Below are 16,971 nucleotides of genomic sequence, written 5' to 3'. Positions count from 1 at the left end.
CTATTCCTCCTCATAACTTCTGCAATAACCCTGCTATCCCATCTTATTACAATTCGTCATCATCTAACATACCTGCTTCCAAATAGTTGATAAATTGACGTAACTGGTTAGCTTCCCCACGAGTAATTTCACCTGATTCAAACATGTTCTGAACTTCATCTCTTTCAATTTGAATCGCTTTAAATTGAAATTCAACCCTGTACTTCTGGAAGTCTTCATCTTCGCGTAATTGACTCGATTCATTACTGCTCATTCTTTCTATCGTACGATGATAATGCGAAATCACTCGTAATGAGCTGTCTCTATTGGCATCATTCATTTGATTCTGAACAGCTGAAATGGCAGAGCGAGCCGTTAGAATACTTACTTCTTTTAAAGAATCCATCGGGTCTTGTGAATCATTGATTGCCGGTTTACATTTATTTGTATGCACCATATTTAATATAAGCCGTCTAATTCTAAACATCGACACTAAGAAACGCATTTTAAATCTGTGCGATAGTAGAATCTCCATCTGATCAATGATCTGCTCGAATCGGTCAGCCACTTCTTGTGACACTTCCTTTTCGGCTAACAATCTTTCCATTTCGTTCCGTTCTGCTTGGATCGCAATGAGTCGAATATGAAAGACCATTTGGCGAGATTGGGAATCGTTATTCTGAAGAGCTTCCTGTCCCAACAACTGTCCTATCTTTTTCTTATAATCCGAAATTACTGATAATGCTGCAGCTTCGTTATCTTCGTTCATTTCTTCCTTCATTCCACGAATAGCTGCTTTGAGAACTTTTATTTTAGAAGCTTGCTGAATACCCTCTGAATCCTTATCCTCTGCATCATTTTCTTTCTTCGAAAGGAGTGGTAACGTGATACTCGCGATAATTAAAGTCAACAAAATGACACCCGCAGCAATAAATATAATTAAATTACGTTCTGGAAATGGGCTGCCATCCTGAAGTACAAATGGAATAGAGAACGCCCCTGCTAAGGTCACCGCACCACGTACACCAGATAACGATGTTAGAATAGCCTCCATTAATGTTGGCTCCTCAACGTTCTCCTTTTTATTAACGGCCCATGATCCTTTAGAGTACACATAGACCCATACAAAACGCAGAATAATTAACGCAGCTGTAATCAAGAGAATATAGCCGATCACAAGGTAGTTATTAAATGATCTATCCTCAAAAATAACACTTATCACATCTGGAATTTGTAATCCCAGCAGAACGAATACCAATCCATTTAAGATATATAGAACAATAGACCACGTACTCTCCGATACAATTCGCAGCTTCATATTGGAAGAGGATTCTGTGCGATCCCTCTCAATAGCATGGACAATCCCACCAGCTACTACTGCCAAGATTCCCGACATTCCTAGTTCTTCTGCAATTAAATAAATAACAAATGGCGTTAGTAGCTGGATAAGCATATGCATCGTGATGTCTTCCATCCCGTGGCGACGCAGAAATACTCTCAACCAAATAATAAACAGAGACACGACAGCACCAACCACAAGCCCACCAATAGCAATTACAAAGAAACTAAACGTAGCATTACCAAGTGAAAAAAGACCTGTCACCATAGCTGCAACTGCAAATTTAAAAGCAACTAATCCCGATGCATCATTAATTAATGCTTCCCCTTCGAGTAAGCGCATAATTTTCTTTGGTAGATTAGCTCGACCCGCCATTGCGCCAACCGCAACCGCATCTGTCGGAGACAGTATGGCTGCAAGTGCAAAGGACGCTGGTAATGGGATCGAAGGAATCATCCAATGAATCATATAACCAACGACAAGTACGGTAGCAAATACAAGCCCCAAAGCAAGCATGAGTATAGGTGCTCGTAAATTCCATAATTCATCCCTTGGTGTTCTTTTACCATCATTAAATAATAGAGGTGCTATGAACAAAACAAGAAATAACTCGGAGTTCAAAGAAATATGTATTCCAGGGGGTAAGACTACAACTGCCATTCCTAGCGCAATTTGAAATAAGGGAACAGGGATAAATGGAACGAAACGATTCAATATATTGGATATGCCTATAATCCCAAGCAATACCAATATATCTAGAAAAATCTCCATGATGATCAACTCTCCTATGTATGTAATGATTTATTCAAACGTAATTATTACAGTATACCATCGTATTTTTGGGAGATTCTTCTCCCACTATCCATTATTATACTTTATATACTTCTATATTGACTAAGTAGGTGAAGTTCATCTACAATTAATAGGACAAAAATTCATTAGGCAAGGTGATTAAGAATGACTCAAGATCAACTTCAATACAACATATTATTGTTCTATAAATTTGTAACAATCCCTGATCCAGAACAGTTTACAGCAGATCATTTGCAATACTGCAAAGACCTCGGAGTTAAAGGACGAATTATCGTTGCTGAGGAAGGAATTAATGGTACCGTATCGGGTACGGTAGCACAAACGGAACAATATATCAGCGATTTCCGGGCGAACCCCATGTTTGCCGATATGATATTCAAAATTGACACTTCTGATGAACATGCATTCAAGAAAATGTTCGTTCGACACAAGAAGGAGCTTGTCACTTTCAGATATGAGAAGGAATTAGATCCTAATCAATTAAGTGGAAAGAGATTGTCTCCTGTCGAATTCCATGAACAACTTCAAGAAGAAGATGTTGTTGTCATTGATGGCAGAAATGATTATGAATATGAGATTGGACATTTCCGGAATGCTATCCGTCCTGATGTCGAATCCTTTCGAGAATTCCCCCAATGGATTAGAGAGAACTTAAGCCAATATAAAGATAAAAAAGTACTGACTTATTGTACTGGCGGAATCCGCTGTGAGAAACTTACCGGATTCTTAATGAATGAAGGTTTCAATGACGTTGCTCAATTAGAAGGTGGGATCGTTACTTACGGTAAAGATCCTGAAGTCCAAGGTAGACTTTTTGATGGGAAATGTTATGTGTTTGATGAACGAATCTCCGTACCTATTAATCGTACAGATGAAGATATTATTGTTGGCACATGCCACCACTGTGGTAAGCCAGAAGATCGATATATTAACTGCGCATACACCCTATGCCATGCGAAGCATGTCTGTTGCGTAGAATGTGAAGAAATCCATCACAGTTTCTGTAAACCAGAATGTGAGGATAATTTTGAGAAACTGGTAGCCGCAAAACAACAATCATAACCATGGAGGGTCGTATGAATAAACTAACAGAACTCTCCACCCGGGAACAAATTGTCCACATGTTAAAGACAAAAGCACCTCTTACAGCCAAGGACATTACGAACGAATTACAGATTACAGAAATGGCTGTTCGTCGTCATCTAAGCACGCTTGAGAGAGATGGGTATATTGAGTCGGGTATGATTCGCCAAAGTATGGGAAGACCTACGGCAGTCTATCGGTTAAGTGAGTTGGCAGCAGGTTTCTTCCCTACGACCTATCATACGTTAACCCTTGATTTACTTGGTGAGCTTGAACAAGAATCTGGTGAAGAATTGATTAATCATCTCTTCGAGCGACGCAAAAGCAAACTAGAAAAAAAGTACGGCAAGAGTATGTCAGGTCTCCCTCTAGCTGAAAAAGTCCTTATACTTACACAGCTTCAGAATGAAAATGGATATATGGCTGAATGTGAAGAAGGAGAAGACGGGACCTATATCATTAAAGAACACAACTGTCCTATCTCTCAGATTGCCAACCAATATACACATGCTTGCCACTGTGAACTTGAATTATTCAAATCCCTCCTACAAGTAGATGTAAATCGTACCGAGTGTTTATCTACAGGTGGCAGCAAATGCTCTTATGTTATTTCTAAATCCCAATGTTAAACCTGATTAAGTGCTCCATCGGTCATGAGACTGGTGGGGTACTTTTTTTCATTCAAAAAAAGTCCATACATGATGAACAACGTTTCATTGACGATTATGTCACGACGTGATATAGTCATGACGCGATATAGTCATACCGTGATATAGTTACGATATGATCTAACAACGGAAAGGTGATCTTCTTAATATGATTGAAAAAGTAATAAAAAAGTATGTTCCTATGACAGAAACAGCATTTTATATTCTCTTGTCCTTAACCGTACCCCGTCATGGATATGGCATCGTTAAACATGTAGAGGAAATTTCAGGATTACGTATTCGATTAGGATCGGGGACAGTTTATGGGACTCTTACAAAAATGCAGAAAGATGGCATTATTACTGTATTTGCTGATGAAGAGAGAAGAACCGTTTACGAAATTACTGAACTTGGGAAAAAGTTAATCCAGGTAGAGATAAATAGAATCAAAGAGTTACACCAGAACGCATTAAAATACGAGGAGGATTTCGATGATTACAAAAGTATTTAGGCCATTCTGGAGCTACGATGTGAACAAAACAGAAGCATGGCTCTCGTCTATGGCGGAAAAGGGTTATTATTTTGTAGAACTGAAACGTGGTCAACGTTATTTTTTCTTTCAACAAGGTATTCCAAAAAAAATAACGTACCGAATAGGGTACGATAAAATACCTAGTGACTCATTGGCTAAAGCTTTATTAGATAATAATTGGATAAAGATTTCACAGAGTGGTCACTGGTATGTCATGGCGAATGAAAATCCTCTTGAACACATAAAGACCTCCTCTGTTCGAGAAGGGATTATCAAGCATAATAGAGTAATTATGTACATTTTCGGTAGCATTTTAACATATTTGACAACGATGACTATCTTTTTTGTCGGTATCATTAGTCTGTTTTCATTTTCCCAAGATGAACCCCTAAGAGTTGGTGAACACGTTGTCAAAAGTCCTTATTGGATTTTAACATACATTTATTTTAGTGCTTTATTAGCTCTGTGGGTTCTTTCTATCTATTCTGTTATTAAAATTAATAAGTCGAACAAGACATTAATCCGTGAAAATATACCTCTTCATAACCTACACAACGTAAATCAAGCTGAAAAAAGACGAAGTCAGAGCGAAGAAAAAGAGATGAAACGTTCAGGAGAAATGATTGTTAAAAGAAAATTTGGATGGATGGATGCACCGGATAAGTTGGAAAAATGGCTCGAAACCATGGAAGATCAAGGTTATCATCTTTATCGTATGAGCAAAGCAGGAACCACTTTTTATTTTATAATAGGTAGCCCGCGGAAGGTAAGTTATTGTGCTGACTTTCAGAATACTACAGATGAAAGTTACAATACCATACACAGAGAATCTGGCTGGAAGAGTGTCTTTATTTCCAATTCTCCTTTTCTAAAATGGACGCTATGGAGCCGTAAATATTCAGAGGGTGAAGAACGACCCCAGATCTACAGTGAGAAGTCACATCATTTAAAATATGCAAAACGGATAGCGCTAACCTATTCATGTCTATTTCTCCCTACATTTCTCATTTATATTTTAAATATTAAAATAAATATGGCATCTACGTTTGATAACAACTTAGATACACTACAAATAATCAGCATGATTTCACTTGCGTTCGCTGTCCTCGCCTTTGGTTCGTTCATCGCCAGAACATGGCTGTATTACATGCGACTTAGAAAACGATATGCCAATACATAAGCATCACGTATATGAAGACTCAAACAGATGAGTCTTTTTTTGTTTCAATATAACATTTGGCATACTTGTTCGTTATATAGGTGAAAGGCGGTGAAGCATGGAGCCCGGGCAGCTACAGCAAGCACTCCAACCTAAGATAACTGAAATAAGAAAATACTTAATCCGTCTTGGAGCCACGCCACCTGATGCTGAAGATATCGTACAGGATACCGTCTATAAAGCTTTCTTATACATTGAATCTATAGAGGAGACTAAATTCAGTGCATGGTTATACAAGGTGGCGATCAACCGTTACTACGACCTATGCCGCCGAAATAAATGGATTCAAGTTCCTATTGATTCAGTAGAGGTAGCGGATTCAGACTTGCCAGAAGACCATCTGTTGCAAAAGGAGAAGCGATCAGAAGTAGAATCTGTACTGAGCGAACTGCTACCTCACCATAAGCAACTCCTTATTATGAAGTATGAATTGGAGTTATCTTACCAAGAGATTGCCGATTTACTTGGGGTGAAGGTCACAAACGTTAAATCAGGATTATTTCAAGCTCGTAAGCAATTCCAAAAAAGATACAGAGGTGATGTAGAATGACCGCACCATGGGAAGATCAAGATAGCAAGAAATTATCAAATCTTATTAAAAAAGCGAAACGAAAAACATTCATCCGAAATATTATCATCTCTTTAATCGTCACAGTCATTGTTTTATTCGGAGGAGCATTTCTTAATATTCAGCTTATTAGTTCAAGCTCCTCCCAAGAAACGAAAGATGAGTATGCGCTCAAGAGTATCAGTGGACCCAATCAATATATTTCAGGGCTTACAGGTGAAGATGGTTTTTTGTCCGGCAAAACAGAATACAACATATATAAAGTAGTTGAAGGCGTACCGATTCCTTGGCTGACTAAGAAGACTGTCTATAATGTATTTCCATTCCTCCCCTTCGCAAACATTGGTGGTAGTGCCAACGGTTTAATCATATCTCTTCCTGATCCTGATATGATTAAACAAGAGTATGGATATACGCGTTCATATAACGGACTTAACGGACAACGGTTGATGGCTTTCTACATTCCAGATGTGAACTATAACGATAAGGTGTTGAATGATCTGTCTGAACTTAAACAGATGGACCAAAATAAGCTGGTTGAAATGGCCATTTCTTTAGATAAGCCTTATTCCCTCTCTGAGGTACGGGCGATGATTCCTGCAGAACTAACACAAGTGTGGTATTGGGTAGATACGTATGATAATAGAAAGTTTTATGATCCCTACAAAGATGAAAATGGCAGCATAAGTTACGCAAATCCACTCTTAGAGAGCTGGGTATTTGGATTCGGCATCCACTTGGATGGACTACCAATTAACGAAAAAGACTTTATATCATCACTGGAGCAAGGCCTAGAGGGAAAATATGAATATGAGTTCAATCGAATTTACAATTATCTGAGAGGAGATAAAGCGAAACCGAGCGAGTCTGACATTCGGATTCTAGGGGTAGTCCTTACAGGAACTGCACAGGAACTGGAAGATCTTAAAGGGCAACCTTACGTCAGAGGAGCTGTTCTAGGAGCTATTGTTGATAAATATTAAGGGTAAACCAAACAACTTTCTAAATATTGTTTAACAAAAAAATAGAGGGATGTCCCAGTACCCATTGTTAGGTTACTAGGACATCCCTTTGGAGTTACAAACAACAAGATTGTTATTTTCTTCTACAACAACTCTTTACGAAGTTGCTCTGGTGATTTCGGTGATAACATACCAAATGGAATATCAAAGACTGTCTTAGCTCCCGATTGGCTCAGCTTAGCTAGCTTGTAAGCCGCACGTGCATAAGCAACTAGAACACTAGCCGTAAACTCTGGATTACTATCAAGTTTCAATCCGAATTCAATAATCTGTGTGCTGTTCTCACCTGTACGTCCACTACGAAGTACCGTACCACCGTGTGGCATCGCGGAATGCTTGTCCTTTAATTCTTCTTCAGTAATGAAGTTCACAGTAGTGTCATAATCGGAGAAGTAGTTCGGCATTTGTACGATCTCTTGCTCAATACGAGCTAGATCTGCGCCTTCCTCAGCCACAACATAACAGTCACGTAGATGCTTATCACGAGTTGTTAACTGTGGATTCTCACCCGCACGTACTTTAGCTACAGCCTCTTCTACAGGAATCGTATATTGAACACCATTCTTCACGCCTTCAACACGGCGAATAGCATCCGAGTGACCTTGACTCACACCACGTCCCCAGAATGTATATTCTTTACCTTCAGGTAGAATAGCCTCAGCTAACATACGGTTTAGAGAGAACAATCCTGGATCCCATCCCGTTGAAATAACACTAACATGTCCATTTCCAGTGGCTTCAGCATCTACCTTAGCGAAATATTCTGGAATCAAAGCATGTGTATCATAACTATCTACCGTATTGAACATTTTGGCGAAGTAAGGGCCTTGTTCAGGTAAATCCGTTGCGGAACCCCCACACAAAATCATAACGTCAATCGTACCCTTATACTTCTCTGCTTCTGAGATATGAAGAACTGGAACACTTGCAGTTACACCTTGTGGTTCACGACGGGTAAATACAGCGGCCAGTGTGAAATCTGAATTTTGTCGAATCGCTTTCTCTACACCTTTACCTAAATTACCATATCCTACAATACCAACAGTTATTTGTGTCATATGTACCTCCTAATAATTTTAATATATACTGATAAACATTCCATAGGCTGTTATTTATTATATACAGGATCAAGTTTCAAATCCAATCTAATTTAAATTTTAAAGTAACGTTCCCTTGATTTTTACAGGATTTGAATATAAAATAACTGTATTCGATTGAAGAGGAGGTGAGGTAGGAGTGAAAAGTAATTTTGGGAATGAGAAGTTTTGCCAATTGCCGATGGCAATGTTCGGCATTTTTTACAATGTGATAGCTGACACTACCCGTCTGTCTACTTACAGTAATTCTCATTCTAATCAAAATTACGAAATGCCACTCCTACCTTAACCTCAACGGTGATATAACGGCTATGTTGCTCCTTTATTAAGGACTCTATTCGTTTCGCGTTAAACGTTGTTTGGTCTAGCTGCAGGGACATTTCCCTGTGGCTTTTTGTGTAGCTTTAGTGGCATCAATGGAGGAATATAAATCATGATGATTCAATGTAAAAATGTTCAGAAATACCACGGTGCCCAACTCGTACTAAGCGATATCACATTAGATATACGTGCAGGTGAAAAAGTGGGGTTAATCGGCCGTAACGGCTGCGGCAAGTCCACTCTTCTTCAGCTTCTGATAGGGAATGATCGCCCAGACCAAGGACAGATTGCGATACGTAAAGGAGCTAGAATTGGTTATCTAGATCAGATCCCAACGAATACAACAGGCTTAACCACATATGAACAATTATTGAGGAGTTTTGCAGCCCCTCTGGAATGGCAAGAACGAATGAAGGAACTTGAGCAATGGTTATCTGAACCTCAAGGTGCAGAACATGAGAACGTTTATGAAGGCTGGATTCAGGAGTACGGACGTCTACAGGAACAATTCGAACAGGCTGGTGGCTATGAGATGGAAGCATCCATAGATCGTGTCGCAAATGGCTTAGGAATTCCAGCTGACCAGTATGGTCGAGACTTCTCTTCCCTCTCTGGCGGTGAAAAGACGAAGGTAGGGCTTGCTTCTCTTCTCCTGAGACAACCTGATATTTTATTACTCGACGAACCAACCAACCATTTGGATATGGCAGCGATTGAATGGCTTGAACAATTCATTGCAGAGTATGACGGTAGTGTTGTTGCCATTTCACATGATCGATATTTTCTGGATACGATCATAACCAAAATCATAGAGATCGAAGACGGTGAAGCCATTACTTATCATACAAACTACAGTGGTTATATGAAGGAGAAAGAGACTCGGCTTTTATTACAATTCGCTGATTATCAAGAGCAACAGAAGAAGATCAAAAAGATGCAAGATACCATCAAACAATTAATTGATTGGGGTAACCGTTCAAATCCACCTAATCCAGGTTTCCATCGTCGCGCGGCATCGATGCAGAAAGCATTAGATCGGATTCAAAAGTTAAAAAGGCCTATCTTGGAGCGTAAAGCGATGGACCTCCAATTATCTCAAGAGGATCGTTCTGGAAAGCAAGTATTAGTGCTGAAAGAGCTTAGTAAAGCATTTGATAACCGTACACTGTTTGAACAAGTTCATGAAATCTTACATTATGGGGAATCTGCTATGCTATTAGGCGATAACGGTAGTGGCAAGAGTACCCTTTTAAAAATAATCCTTGGAATGGAGTCACCTTCAAGCGGTGAAGTTACGATCGGCTCACGCGTAAGTGTAGGTTATTTAGCCCAAGAAGAGACACCACAGAACTGGAAACAGAACATTCTCCAATATTTCCGTGAACAGGTCGGTATGGAAGACGGTGAAGCCCGGGGTGAGTTAGCACGCTTTCTCTTCTATGGTCCGGATGTATTCAAGGATGTTCGTAACTTATCAGGTGGTGAGTGGACACGATTAAGATTCTCTATACTCATGTACCAGAAGCCCAATCTACTTATTCTCGATGAACCTACGAACCACTTGGATATCGACTCAAGAGAAGCCCTTGAAGAGGCCTTAGAGGAGTTTCCTGGTACTCTTCTTGCCGTATCTCATGATCGGTACTTCATCAATCGTATGGGACGTAAGATATGGGTTCTGAATCAAGGAACGCTTGATGTTATTCAGGGGAACTTCGATGACTACAAAGCAATACAAACAAAGAGATCTCAAAGTGTTGGTAAACAATTAGCCCCTACTACTTCGCTTCATGTTAGGACCTCAAAAACGAAGCAGAAGCAGGCTATTATTAAGTCTGATACAAAGACATCCAGAAGCAATCGCTCCTCATCCACGCAATCTCATGGCTCCCTAGAGCTTCAAATTGCGAATATGGAAAAAGACATTCAACAACTTGATGACCGAATGCTTCATCCCGAAGTCTGCCATGATGCATTCCAGCTCCATAATCTACAGCAAGAGCGAGACGAGATTCAGGAACAATTAGATTCCCTATTTGAACAATGGATGGAAACGATGGAAAGCACAGAATAAGATTCTCGGTTTCCATCATCTTCATAAGTACACATGTGAGAAATGAACTTCAAGACATTCAAAAAACCCCAGCCATAAATGGTTGGGGTTTATAAGTTGATTATTTATATTTTAGCTAAACGATTATTCTTCTTTAGCTTCTGTAGCTGCTTCAGCTTTCGGAGTAGCTTCTTCTGACGTTTCAGCATCTTCTTCAATTACTGCACGTGGTGCTGTTACCGATACAAGCAAATGATCTTCTCCAGTTGTAACCAATGTAATTCCCTTAGGTAGTTTCACTTCAGAAGCCATTAACTTGTCTCCCATTGCAAGATGAGAAACATCAATATCAATCGTAGATGGAAGATCAGCAGGTAGTCCTTCCACTTCTAGTTCAGTTACCAAATGTTGTACAACTCCACCCGATTCGCTTCCGATTGCAGTACCGTGATAATCAAGAGGTATGCTAACACGAAGAGGTTGGGATTCTGAAATTTGTAGGAAATCGACATGACTCCATTTGCCGTCTTTTTTCTGGAAATCTTTAATAATGACAGATAGATCTTTCATACCTTCAACATGTAATTTAAACATTTCAGAACGACCCGTACGAGCCAATTTCATCATGTCTTTATAATCAACATCCACCGAAAGGCTCTCAGAATTCAAGCCATATACGACTGCTGGAATTCGTCCATTTGCTCTCAAGCTTCTTAGTGAAGATGAAGATTGTTTTTCTGTTCTTTTTTCAGCTGTAATTGAATGAGATGTCATAGTAATTCCTCCTGTTTTAAATACGGTCTTCTTTACTCCATTTTATCGAGTATATCTATCTATTACCCATTTCAAGATGAATTCAAACATTTTTTTCGTTATCGTACATAATATTGCCTATTATGTACGATAAAATTTTCCACAATTTGACCTTAAGTTGTGATATGATGTCGAAGGCTGTTTGAGCATCAGAAATGATGGTCATATGGTTCTATAATTATTCATTGGAGGCTTCTATGACACCACACACTAATCAACATGTGAAAATTGTGACTGCAGATCCAGGGGGGATCGGGCTATTCGGGCTCGCGATTGTTACGCTGGTTGCATCCTCACAGAAACTTGAACTCACTTCAGGGTTCGCTTTCATTATTCCCTGGGCTATTTTCCTAGGTGCATTCGCCCAATTATTTGCAAGTATTCAAGATGCTAAACACAATAATACATTTGGGATGACTGCATTCGCTGCCTATGGCCTTTTCTGGCTTGGTGTAGCTAGTAGTTGGCTCATGAAACTTGGGGTATTTGGTCCAGAACTTATGGGAGATATAGACGGCAAGCAGTTGGGGTTTGTCTTTCTTGGTTACTTAGTGTTCACGTTATTTATGACCATTGGGGCCATGGAGACACATAAAGTGCTTTTCAGCATCTTTGTATTAATTGATTTTCTTTTCCTAGGATTAACCTTTGATGCTTTTGGTGTTGCTGCACACTTCTTCCATACACTAGCTGCTTATGCCGAGATGGGAATTGCTATCGTTTCTCTATATGGTTGTGGAGCTTCTGTTCTAAATGTTCATTTCGGTCGTTCTTTCCTACCCCTTGGAGCACCATTCGGTATTTTTAAAAAATAAAGAAAATAGGAATAAAAGGTCAATAAGTAACAGCCCCATCCAGATCATTGGATGGGGCTGTTACTTATTCCTATAATACAACAACGTATTCTAACTCGTTCTTTTCCACTGATTGGCACTACTCTTAACAATAACCTGCAAATCATGTACACCCGCACTTAGATCAATATAACGATCACGCTCTACATCTTTTTTATCCCAATCGTTTAAACGAATAATATAACCAATTTGACGCGCACCTGGCAGTACCGAAATTACCGCAACGGCTCTACCGTTTCTTATTTCATCGAAATCCACCCGATGCTCTCGCATACCTGTGCCCCAAATCCATAGATTCCAACCCTCATAGTCGCCCTCAGGTCTTTCATAATGGAATTCAACCTTCTGAGTGGGGTAAGGTATGGCATCCCTTTCTTCGAATAGCACCATCATTGACAACTTGGGAACTGTGACGAAATCTCCATATACCATCCCCAGTGATGCCGTTCCAGCAGCATGATCATTGACTGCAATATTCCATCCTGTTAATGATAAGGGAACCTCCACTTCCACCTCTTCTAAGTTTGCATTATAGATTACGACGATATTACGCCACGTATCCCCATTCGCATAATCTTTGAGATGATAGGCAACGACGTTATCATAACATTGAATAACATCGAGATGCTCTTCGATTTGCTCCTTCGTATACATCCGAAAAGCTGAATGGTTCTTACGTAAAGCAATTAAACCTTTGTAATATTCAAATAAGGGTCTGAATCGACGCTTATTATCCCACCGCATCGCGTTGATCAGATCGCCGCTACGATAACTATTATGATCAGCAAATTTCGATCGTAACATCTCGTCTCCTGCTTGAAACATTGGAATGCCTTGTGAAGTTAATACAATACCATTGGCTAGTAACGTCCGACGAACCATATCACTTGTGAAAATATTTTTTCTATTTACACTTCTATATGGATCTGCTGCTCTCAGACCTTCTCTCTCCGCGCTATAAGCAAGTAACCTACCCATCCCATCAAGTAGTCCTGCATCCTCAATTAAGCCTTCTGTAGTCAGCACCTTATCCCATAAATTGAGGTTGTCATGCACAGTCACATAGTTAATCGTTTCCGTAGGGGAGTCGGTAAAATCGTGAATAGATCCACTTACTCCTTTTAAGACATCCACTTCCTTACCTCGTTCACCCGTGGCAAATCCACGCCCCCAACCATCACTATCCCCTTTAATAGCACTACGAAAATGGTCGTTAAACAACGCAAACCTTTCCCCTCTTTGGGTTCCTTTTAGCGTCTGTTGGGTTAGGGGTGTTGCTCCACCTGTCCAAGGCTCACCGTAGATCAATAGGCTAGAATCGACTTCTTCTAGTAATTCATTTGTAATCTCTTTAATCGTAGCAGTATCCAAAAGACCCATTAGGTCAAATCTAAATCCGTCGATATGATACTCCTCGGCCCAATAACGAACAGAGTCCTTAATATACTTACGGACCATAGGTCGTTCAGAAGCAATCTCATTACCAACTCCAGAGCCATTGGATAATCTTCCTTCATGATCTGTTCGGTAGAAATAACTAGGGACGAATGATTCAAAGGGACCGTCTTCCACCGTAAACGTATGATTATAGACTACATCCATAATGACACGAATTCCTTTTCGATGGAAAGCTTGAACCATCTCCTTAAATTCAATAATCCGTGTAGCAGGGTTATGAGCATCACTTGCGTAAGAACCTTCTGGCACATTAAAATTCTGAGGATCATATCCCCAATTATACTGTGATTCAGATGTATCACTTGGATCGCATAGAAGTTCATTTACTGTCTTATAATCAAAGACAGGTAACAAATGTACATGCGTAACTCCAAGCTCAACCAAGTGATCCATTCCTAGCGCATTACCATATGCATCTTTTAACCCTGTCTCTGTGAATGCTTTAAATTTACCTTTGTTGCACATGCCTGAATCGTAATGAATAGAGAAATCGCGCACATGGAGTTCGTAAAGAATACTATCCGTCGGATGAGAAAGTGGCGGCTTAGCATCTTCATCCCAACCCGTAGGATTGGTTGAATTCATATCCATTATCGCTGTTCTAGCCCCGTTAGCAGAAACAGCCTTTGCGTAAGGATCCACTCCATAACGTGTCGTTCCATCAGACAACTCAGTTCTGTACATGTAAAATAACCCTTTCAAATCTCCACCGAAATAAATAGACCATACCCCATACTCATCTTTTTCCATAAAGATCTCATTACCATTACTATGATCTGTAACTTGTCCTTCTGAGTTATAATGGCCTGAATCCTTATATAGAACCAGAGACACTAGACTTGCTGTAGGTGCCCACACTTTGAACCAGCTTCCCTGCGGAGCATAACAGCAACCCAAATCTCGACCTTCGTAATAACTTGTTATATTATTCATCACATTTCACCACCATCATATGCCTAATATAAACCCATACGACATATCACATACCCTGTTCAGGTTATCATATGTTAGAAAGAGTCGTTTTGTAAGGGCTATATGATATATATCGGCTCTAATTTACTCAAAATAAAGAAACACAAAAGGAGCGAACCATATAAGGCCGCTCCTTCTATTCAACATATATCGTTCATTTATTTACTCACGGAAGCCTTAACTAATTCCACGACTTCCTCTGCGGTACATTGCTGAAGTGCTTTCTCTGCTAACTGCTTCATTTCAGAGCTAGTCAACTTAGAGATAAGACTTCTAGCAGGAAGAACGGATGATGCACTCATACTGAATTCATCAAGACCTAATCCAAGTAAAAGCGGTATAGCCGTTTGGTCCCCAGCCATTTCACCACACATACCAACCCATTTATTTTCCTTGTGTGCGGCTTTGATAACCATATCAATCAAGCGTAAAATAGCAGGATTATAAGGTTGATACAGATAGGATACACGTTCATTCATCCGATCAGCTGCCATTGTATATTGAATAAGATCATTAGTACCAATGCTAAAGAAATCCACTTCTTTGGCGAACTGATCCGCAAGTACAGCTGTACTTGGAATTTCCACCATAATACCCATTTGGATTTGGTCAGAGACCTCAATGCCTTCAGCGATCAATTTGGCTTTTTCTTCAAGGAGAACTGCCTTAGCCTGTCTGAATTCACCTATTGTAGCGATCATAGGGAACATAATACGAAGGTTACCATGTACGCTCGCACGTAGTAATGCACGAAGCTGAACACGGAAGATGTCCTGACGATCTAGACATAAACGAATAGCACGGAAGCCTAAGAATGGATTCATTTCCTTCGGCATATCCAGATAAGGTAATTCCTTATCCCCACCGATGTCTAACGTACGAACAACGACTGGCTTACCTTTCATTTTCTCGAGAACGGTCTTATACGCGTTATATTGAACATTCTCAGATGGAAGCTTATCTCGACCCATGTATAGGAATTCTGTTCGGTATAACCCAACAGCTTCTCCACCATTCTCTAGAACACCTTCAACATCTGCTGGTGTCCCAATATTAGCCGCTAATTCAACTTGGACATTATCTTTAGTCAGCGTAGGCTCGTCACGTAGTTTTTTCCACTCAGCGATTTGCAAGTCATACTCATGTTGTTTCGTACGGTACTCCGCAACGATCTCTTCAGAAGGATTAATAATGACTTCACCAGCTAATCCATCAACAATAACAAGATCACCATTACTCACATGATTTAACACGTCTTGCGTTCCCACTACAGCAGGAATCTCAAGCGAACGGGCCATGATTGCAGAGTGAGAAGTTCTACCACCAATATTTGTCGTAAATCCTTTAACATACTTACGATTTAGTTGTGCAGTATCCGATGGCGTTAAGTCTTCCGCAATGACAATCACTTCTTCGTTGATTTCAGAAGGACTTACTTGGCTAATGCCAAGTAAGTGCTTAAGAATACGTTTCGTTACATCACGCATATCCGCAGCACGTTCTTGCAGATATGCACTTTTCATATTCTCGAACATCCCAACAAATTGGGTAGCGACCTCATTAAGTGCGAAACTTGCATTAATGGACTCAGAAGTGATTCGATCCTTCACAGGGTTAATGAATTCAGGATCATTTAATATAAGAAGGTGAGATTCAAAAATCTCTGCCTTTTTCTCACCTAGTTCTTGAAGAGTCTTTTCCTTAATTGCCTCAAGTTCAACAGCTGATTGTTTTAATGCCTCGTCCAACTTATCCAGTTCTGACTTTGTGTTATACACTTCTTCCTTCTTAACAGAATAGTCTGGATGTTCTAAGATGAACGTTCGGGCAATGGCAATTCCTGCAGAAGCTGCAATGCCCAATATTTTATTCATGTAGTTCGCCTAACCCTTCACTGATCATCACTTCTTGAAGTTTCTCCAAAGCTTCAGCTTCTTGCTCACCTTCCGTAATAAGGGACAATGTATCTCCTTGTTCCAATCCAAGTGACAATACACCTAGAATTGATTTCAAAGTTACCTTTTTACCATTAGCTTCTGCATAAGACTCCGTAGATTTAAACTTTGTCGCTGTGTTTACTAGAGCTGTTGCTGGGCGTGCATGGATTCCGTCTTCGTCCACAATTTTGAATGTTTTTTGCATAATATTCATCCTACTTTCATTATTTATATTTTTGGTTCAATAATACCTATGGGATAACT

14 protein-coding genes are annotated in these 16,971 nt (G+C 39.8%); 8 read left to right on the top strand and 6 right to left on the bottom strand.

Annotated features, from left to right (window positions below):
- Window positions 1-46: 46 nt before the first annotated feature.
- A complete protein-coding gene (locus tag AC1D7X_RS20010) occupies window positions 47-2,089 on the bottom strand; it encodes a Na+/H+ antiporter (RefSeq protein ID WP_495457751.1) in 2,043 nt (680 codons plus the stop codon).
- A 186-nt stretch (window positions 2,090-2,275) separates the two neighbouring features.
- Here AC1D7X_RS20010 and trhO point away from each other — a divergent pair, with 186 nt between their 5' ends.
- The 6 genes from trhO to AC1D7X_RS19980 all read left to right on the top strand — a co-directional run bounded on the left by trhO (window position 2,276) and on the right by AC1D7X_RS19980 (window position 7,163).
- On the top strand, window positions 2,276-3,193 hold the full coding sequence (gene trhO / locus AC1D7X_RS20005; RefSeq protein ID WP_495457750.1) for an oxygen-dependent tRNA uridine(34) hydroxylase TrhO: 918 nt from the start codon (window positions 2,276-2,278) through the stop codon (window positions 3,191-3,193).
- Between the two features lie 14 nt (window positions 3,194-3,207).
- Entirely contained in the window at window positions 3,208-3,843 is a 636-nt protein-coding gene (locus tag AC1D7X_RS20000; protein WP_495457749.1) for a helix-turn-helix transcriptional regulator, read from the top strand.
- Between the two features lie 187 nt (window positions 3,844-4,030).
- Entirely contained in the window at window positions 4,031-4,372 is a 342-nt protein-coding gene (locus AC1D7X_RS19995) for a PadR family transcriptional regulator (RefSeq protein WP_495457748.1), read from the top strand.
- Window positions 4,353-5,573: a DUF2812 domain-containing protein gene (locus AC1D7X_RS19990; RefSeq protein WP_495457747.1), complete on the top strand. Its 1,221-nt coding sequence runs from the start codon at window positions 4,353-4,355 to the stop codon at window positions 5,571-5,573. Before AC1D7X_RS19995 ends, AC1D7X_RS19990 begins: the two co-directional genes overlap by 20 nt.
- 97 nt (window positions 5,574-5,670) lie before the next feature.
- Window positions 5,671-6,162: an RNA polymerase sigma factor gene (locus AC1D7X_RS19985; RefSeq protein WP_495475994.1), complete on the top strand. Its 492-nt coding sequence runs from the start codon at window positions 5,671-5,673 to the stop codon at window positions 6,160-6,162.
- Window positions 6,159-7,163 (top strand): anti sigma factor C-terminal domain-containing protein, encoded by a 1,005-nt coding sequence (locus AC1D7X_RS19980; protein WP_495475993.1) that lies wholly within the window; start codon window positions 6,159-6,161, stop codon window positions 7,161-7,163. The genes AC1D7X_RS19985 and AC1D7X_RS19980 overlap by 4 nt, the downstream gene beginning before the upstream one ends.
- A gap of 122 nt (window positions 7,164-7,285) precedes the next feature.
- Here AC1D7X_RS19980 and AC1D7X_RS19975 read toward each other — a convergent pair whose 3' ends face one another.
- A complete protein-coding gene (locus AC1D7X_RS19975; RefSeq protein ID WP_495457744.1) occupies window positions 7,286-8,260 on the bottom strand; it encodes a diaminopimelate dehydrogenase in 975 nt (324 codons plus the stop codon).
- A 472-nt stretch (window positions 8,261-8,732) separates the two neighbouring features.
- Here AC1D7X_RS19975 and abc-f point away from each other — a divergent pair, with 472 nt between their 5' ends.
- Window positions 8,733-10,694, top strand: coding sequence for a ribosomal protection-like ABC-F family protein (abc-f, locus tag AC1D7X_RS19970; RefSeq protein ID WP_495475992.1), 1,962 nt, complete (start codon window positions 8,733-8,735; stop codon window positions 10,692-10,694).
- Between the two features lie 123 nt (window positions 10,695-10,817).
- Here abc-f and AC1D7X_RS19965 read toward each other — a convergent pair whose 3' ends face one another.
- Window positions 10,818-11,447, bottom strand: coding sequence for a 50S ribosomal protein L25 (locus AC1D7X_RS19965; protein ID WP_495475991.1), 630 nt, complete (start codon window positions 11,445-11,447; stop codon window positions 10,818-10,820).
- A gap of 236 nt (window positions 11,448-11,683) precedes the next feature.
- Between AC1D7X_RS19965 and AC1D7X_RS19960 the strand changes: the two genes are divergently transcribed.
- Window positions 11,684-12,301, top strand: a complete 618-nt coding sequence (locus AC1D7X_RS19960; RefSeq protein ID WP_495457741.1) for an acetate uptake transporter — start codon at window positions 11,684-11,686, stop codon at window positions 12,299-12,301.
- A 90-nt stretch (window positions 12,302-12,391) separates the two neighbouring features.
- On the opposite strand, the gene pulA is transcribed toward AC1D7X_RS19960, so the two are convergent.
- The 3 genes from pulA to AC1D7X_RS19945 all read right to left on the bottom strand — a co-directional run bounded on the left by pulA (window position 12,392) and on the right by AC1D7X_RS19945 (window position 16,912).
- Window positions 12,392-14,731 carry a type I pullulanase gene (gene pulA / locus AC1D7X_RS19955; RefSeq protein WP_495475990.1) on the bottom strand — a complete coding sequence of 780 codons (2,340 nt, stop codon included), beginning with the start codon at window positions 14,729-14,731 and terminating at the stop codon, window positions 12,392-12,394.
- Window positions 14,732-14,928: 197 nt separating this feature from the next.
- Window positions 14,929-16,644: a phosphoenolpyruvate--protein phosphotransferase gene (ptsP, locus tag AC1D7X_RS19950; RefSeq protein ID WP_495475989.1), complete on the bottom strand. Its 1,716-nt coding sequence runs from the start codon at window positions 16,642-16,644 to the stop codon at window positions 14,929-14,931.
- Window positions 16,637-16,912 (bottom strand): HPr family phosphocarrier protein, encoded by a 276-nt coding sequence (locus AC1D7X_RS19945; protein WP_495475988.1) that lies wholly within the window; start codon window positions 16,910-16,912, stop codon window positions 16,637-16,639. The genes ptsP and AC1D7X_RS19945 overlap by 8 nt, the downstream gene beginning before the upstream one ends.
- Window positions 16,913-16,971: the final 59 nt, after the last annotated feature.

Source organism: Paenibacillus sp. Y568, from assembly GCF_059445545.1.
This window is presented reverse-complemented; position numbering and strand designations above follow the sequence as displayed.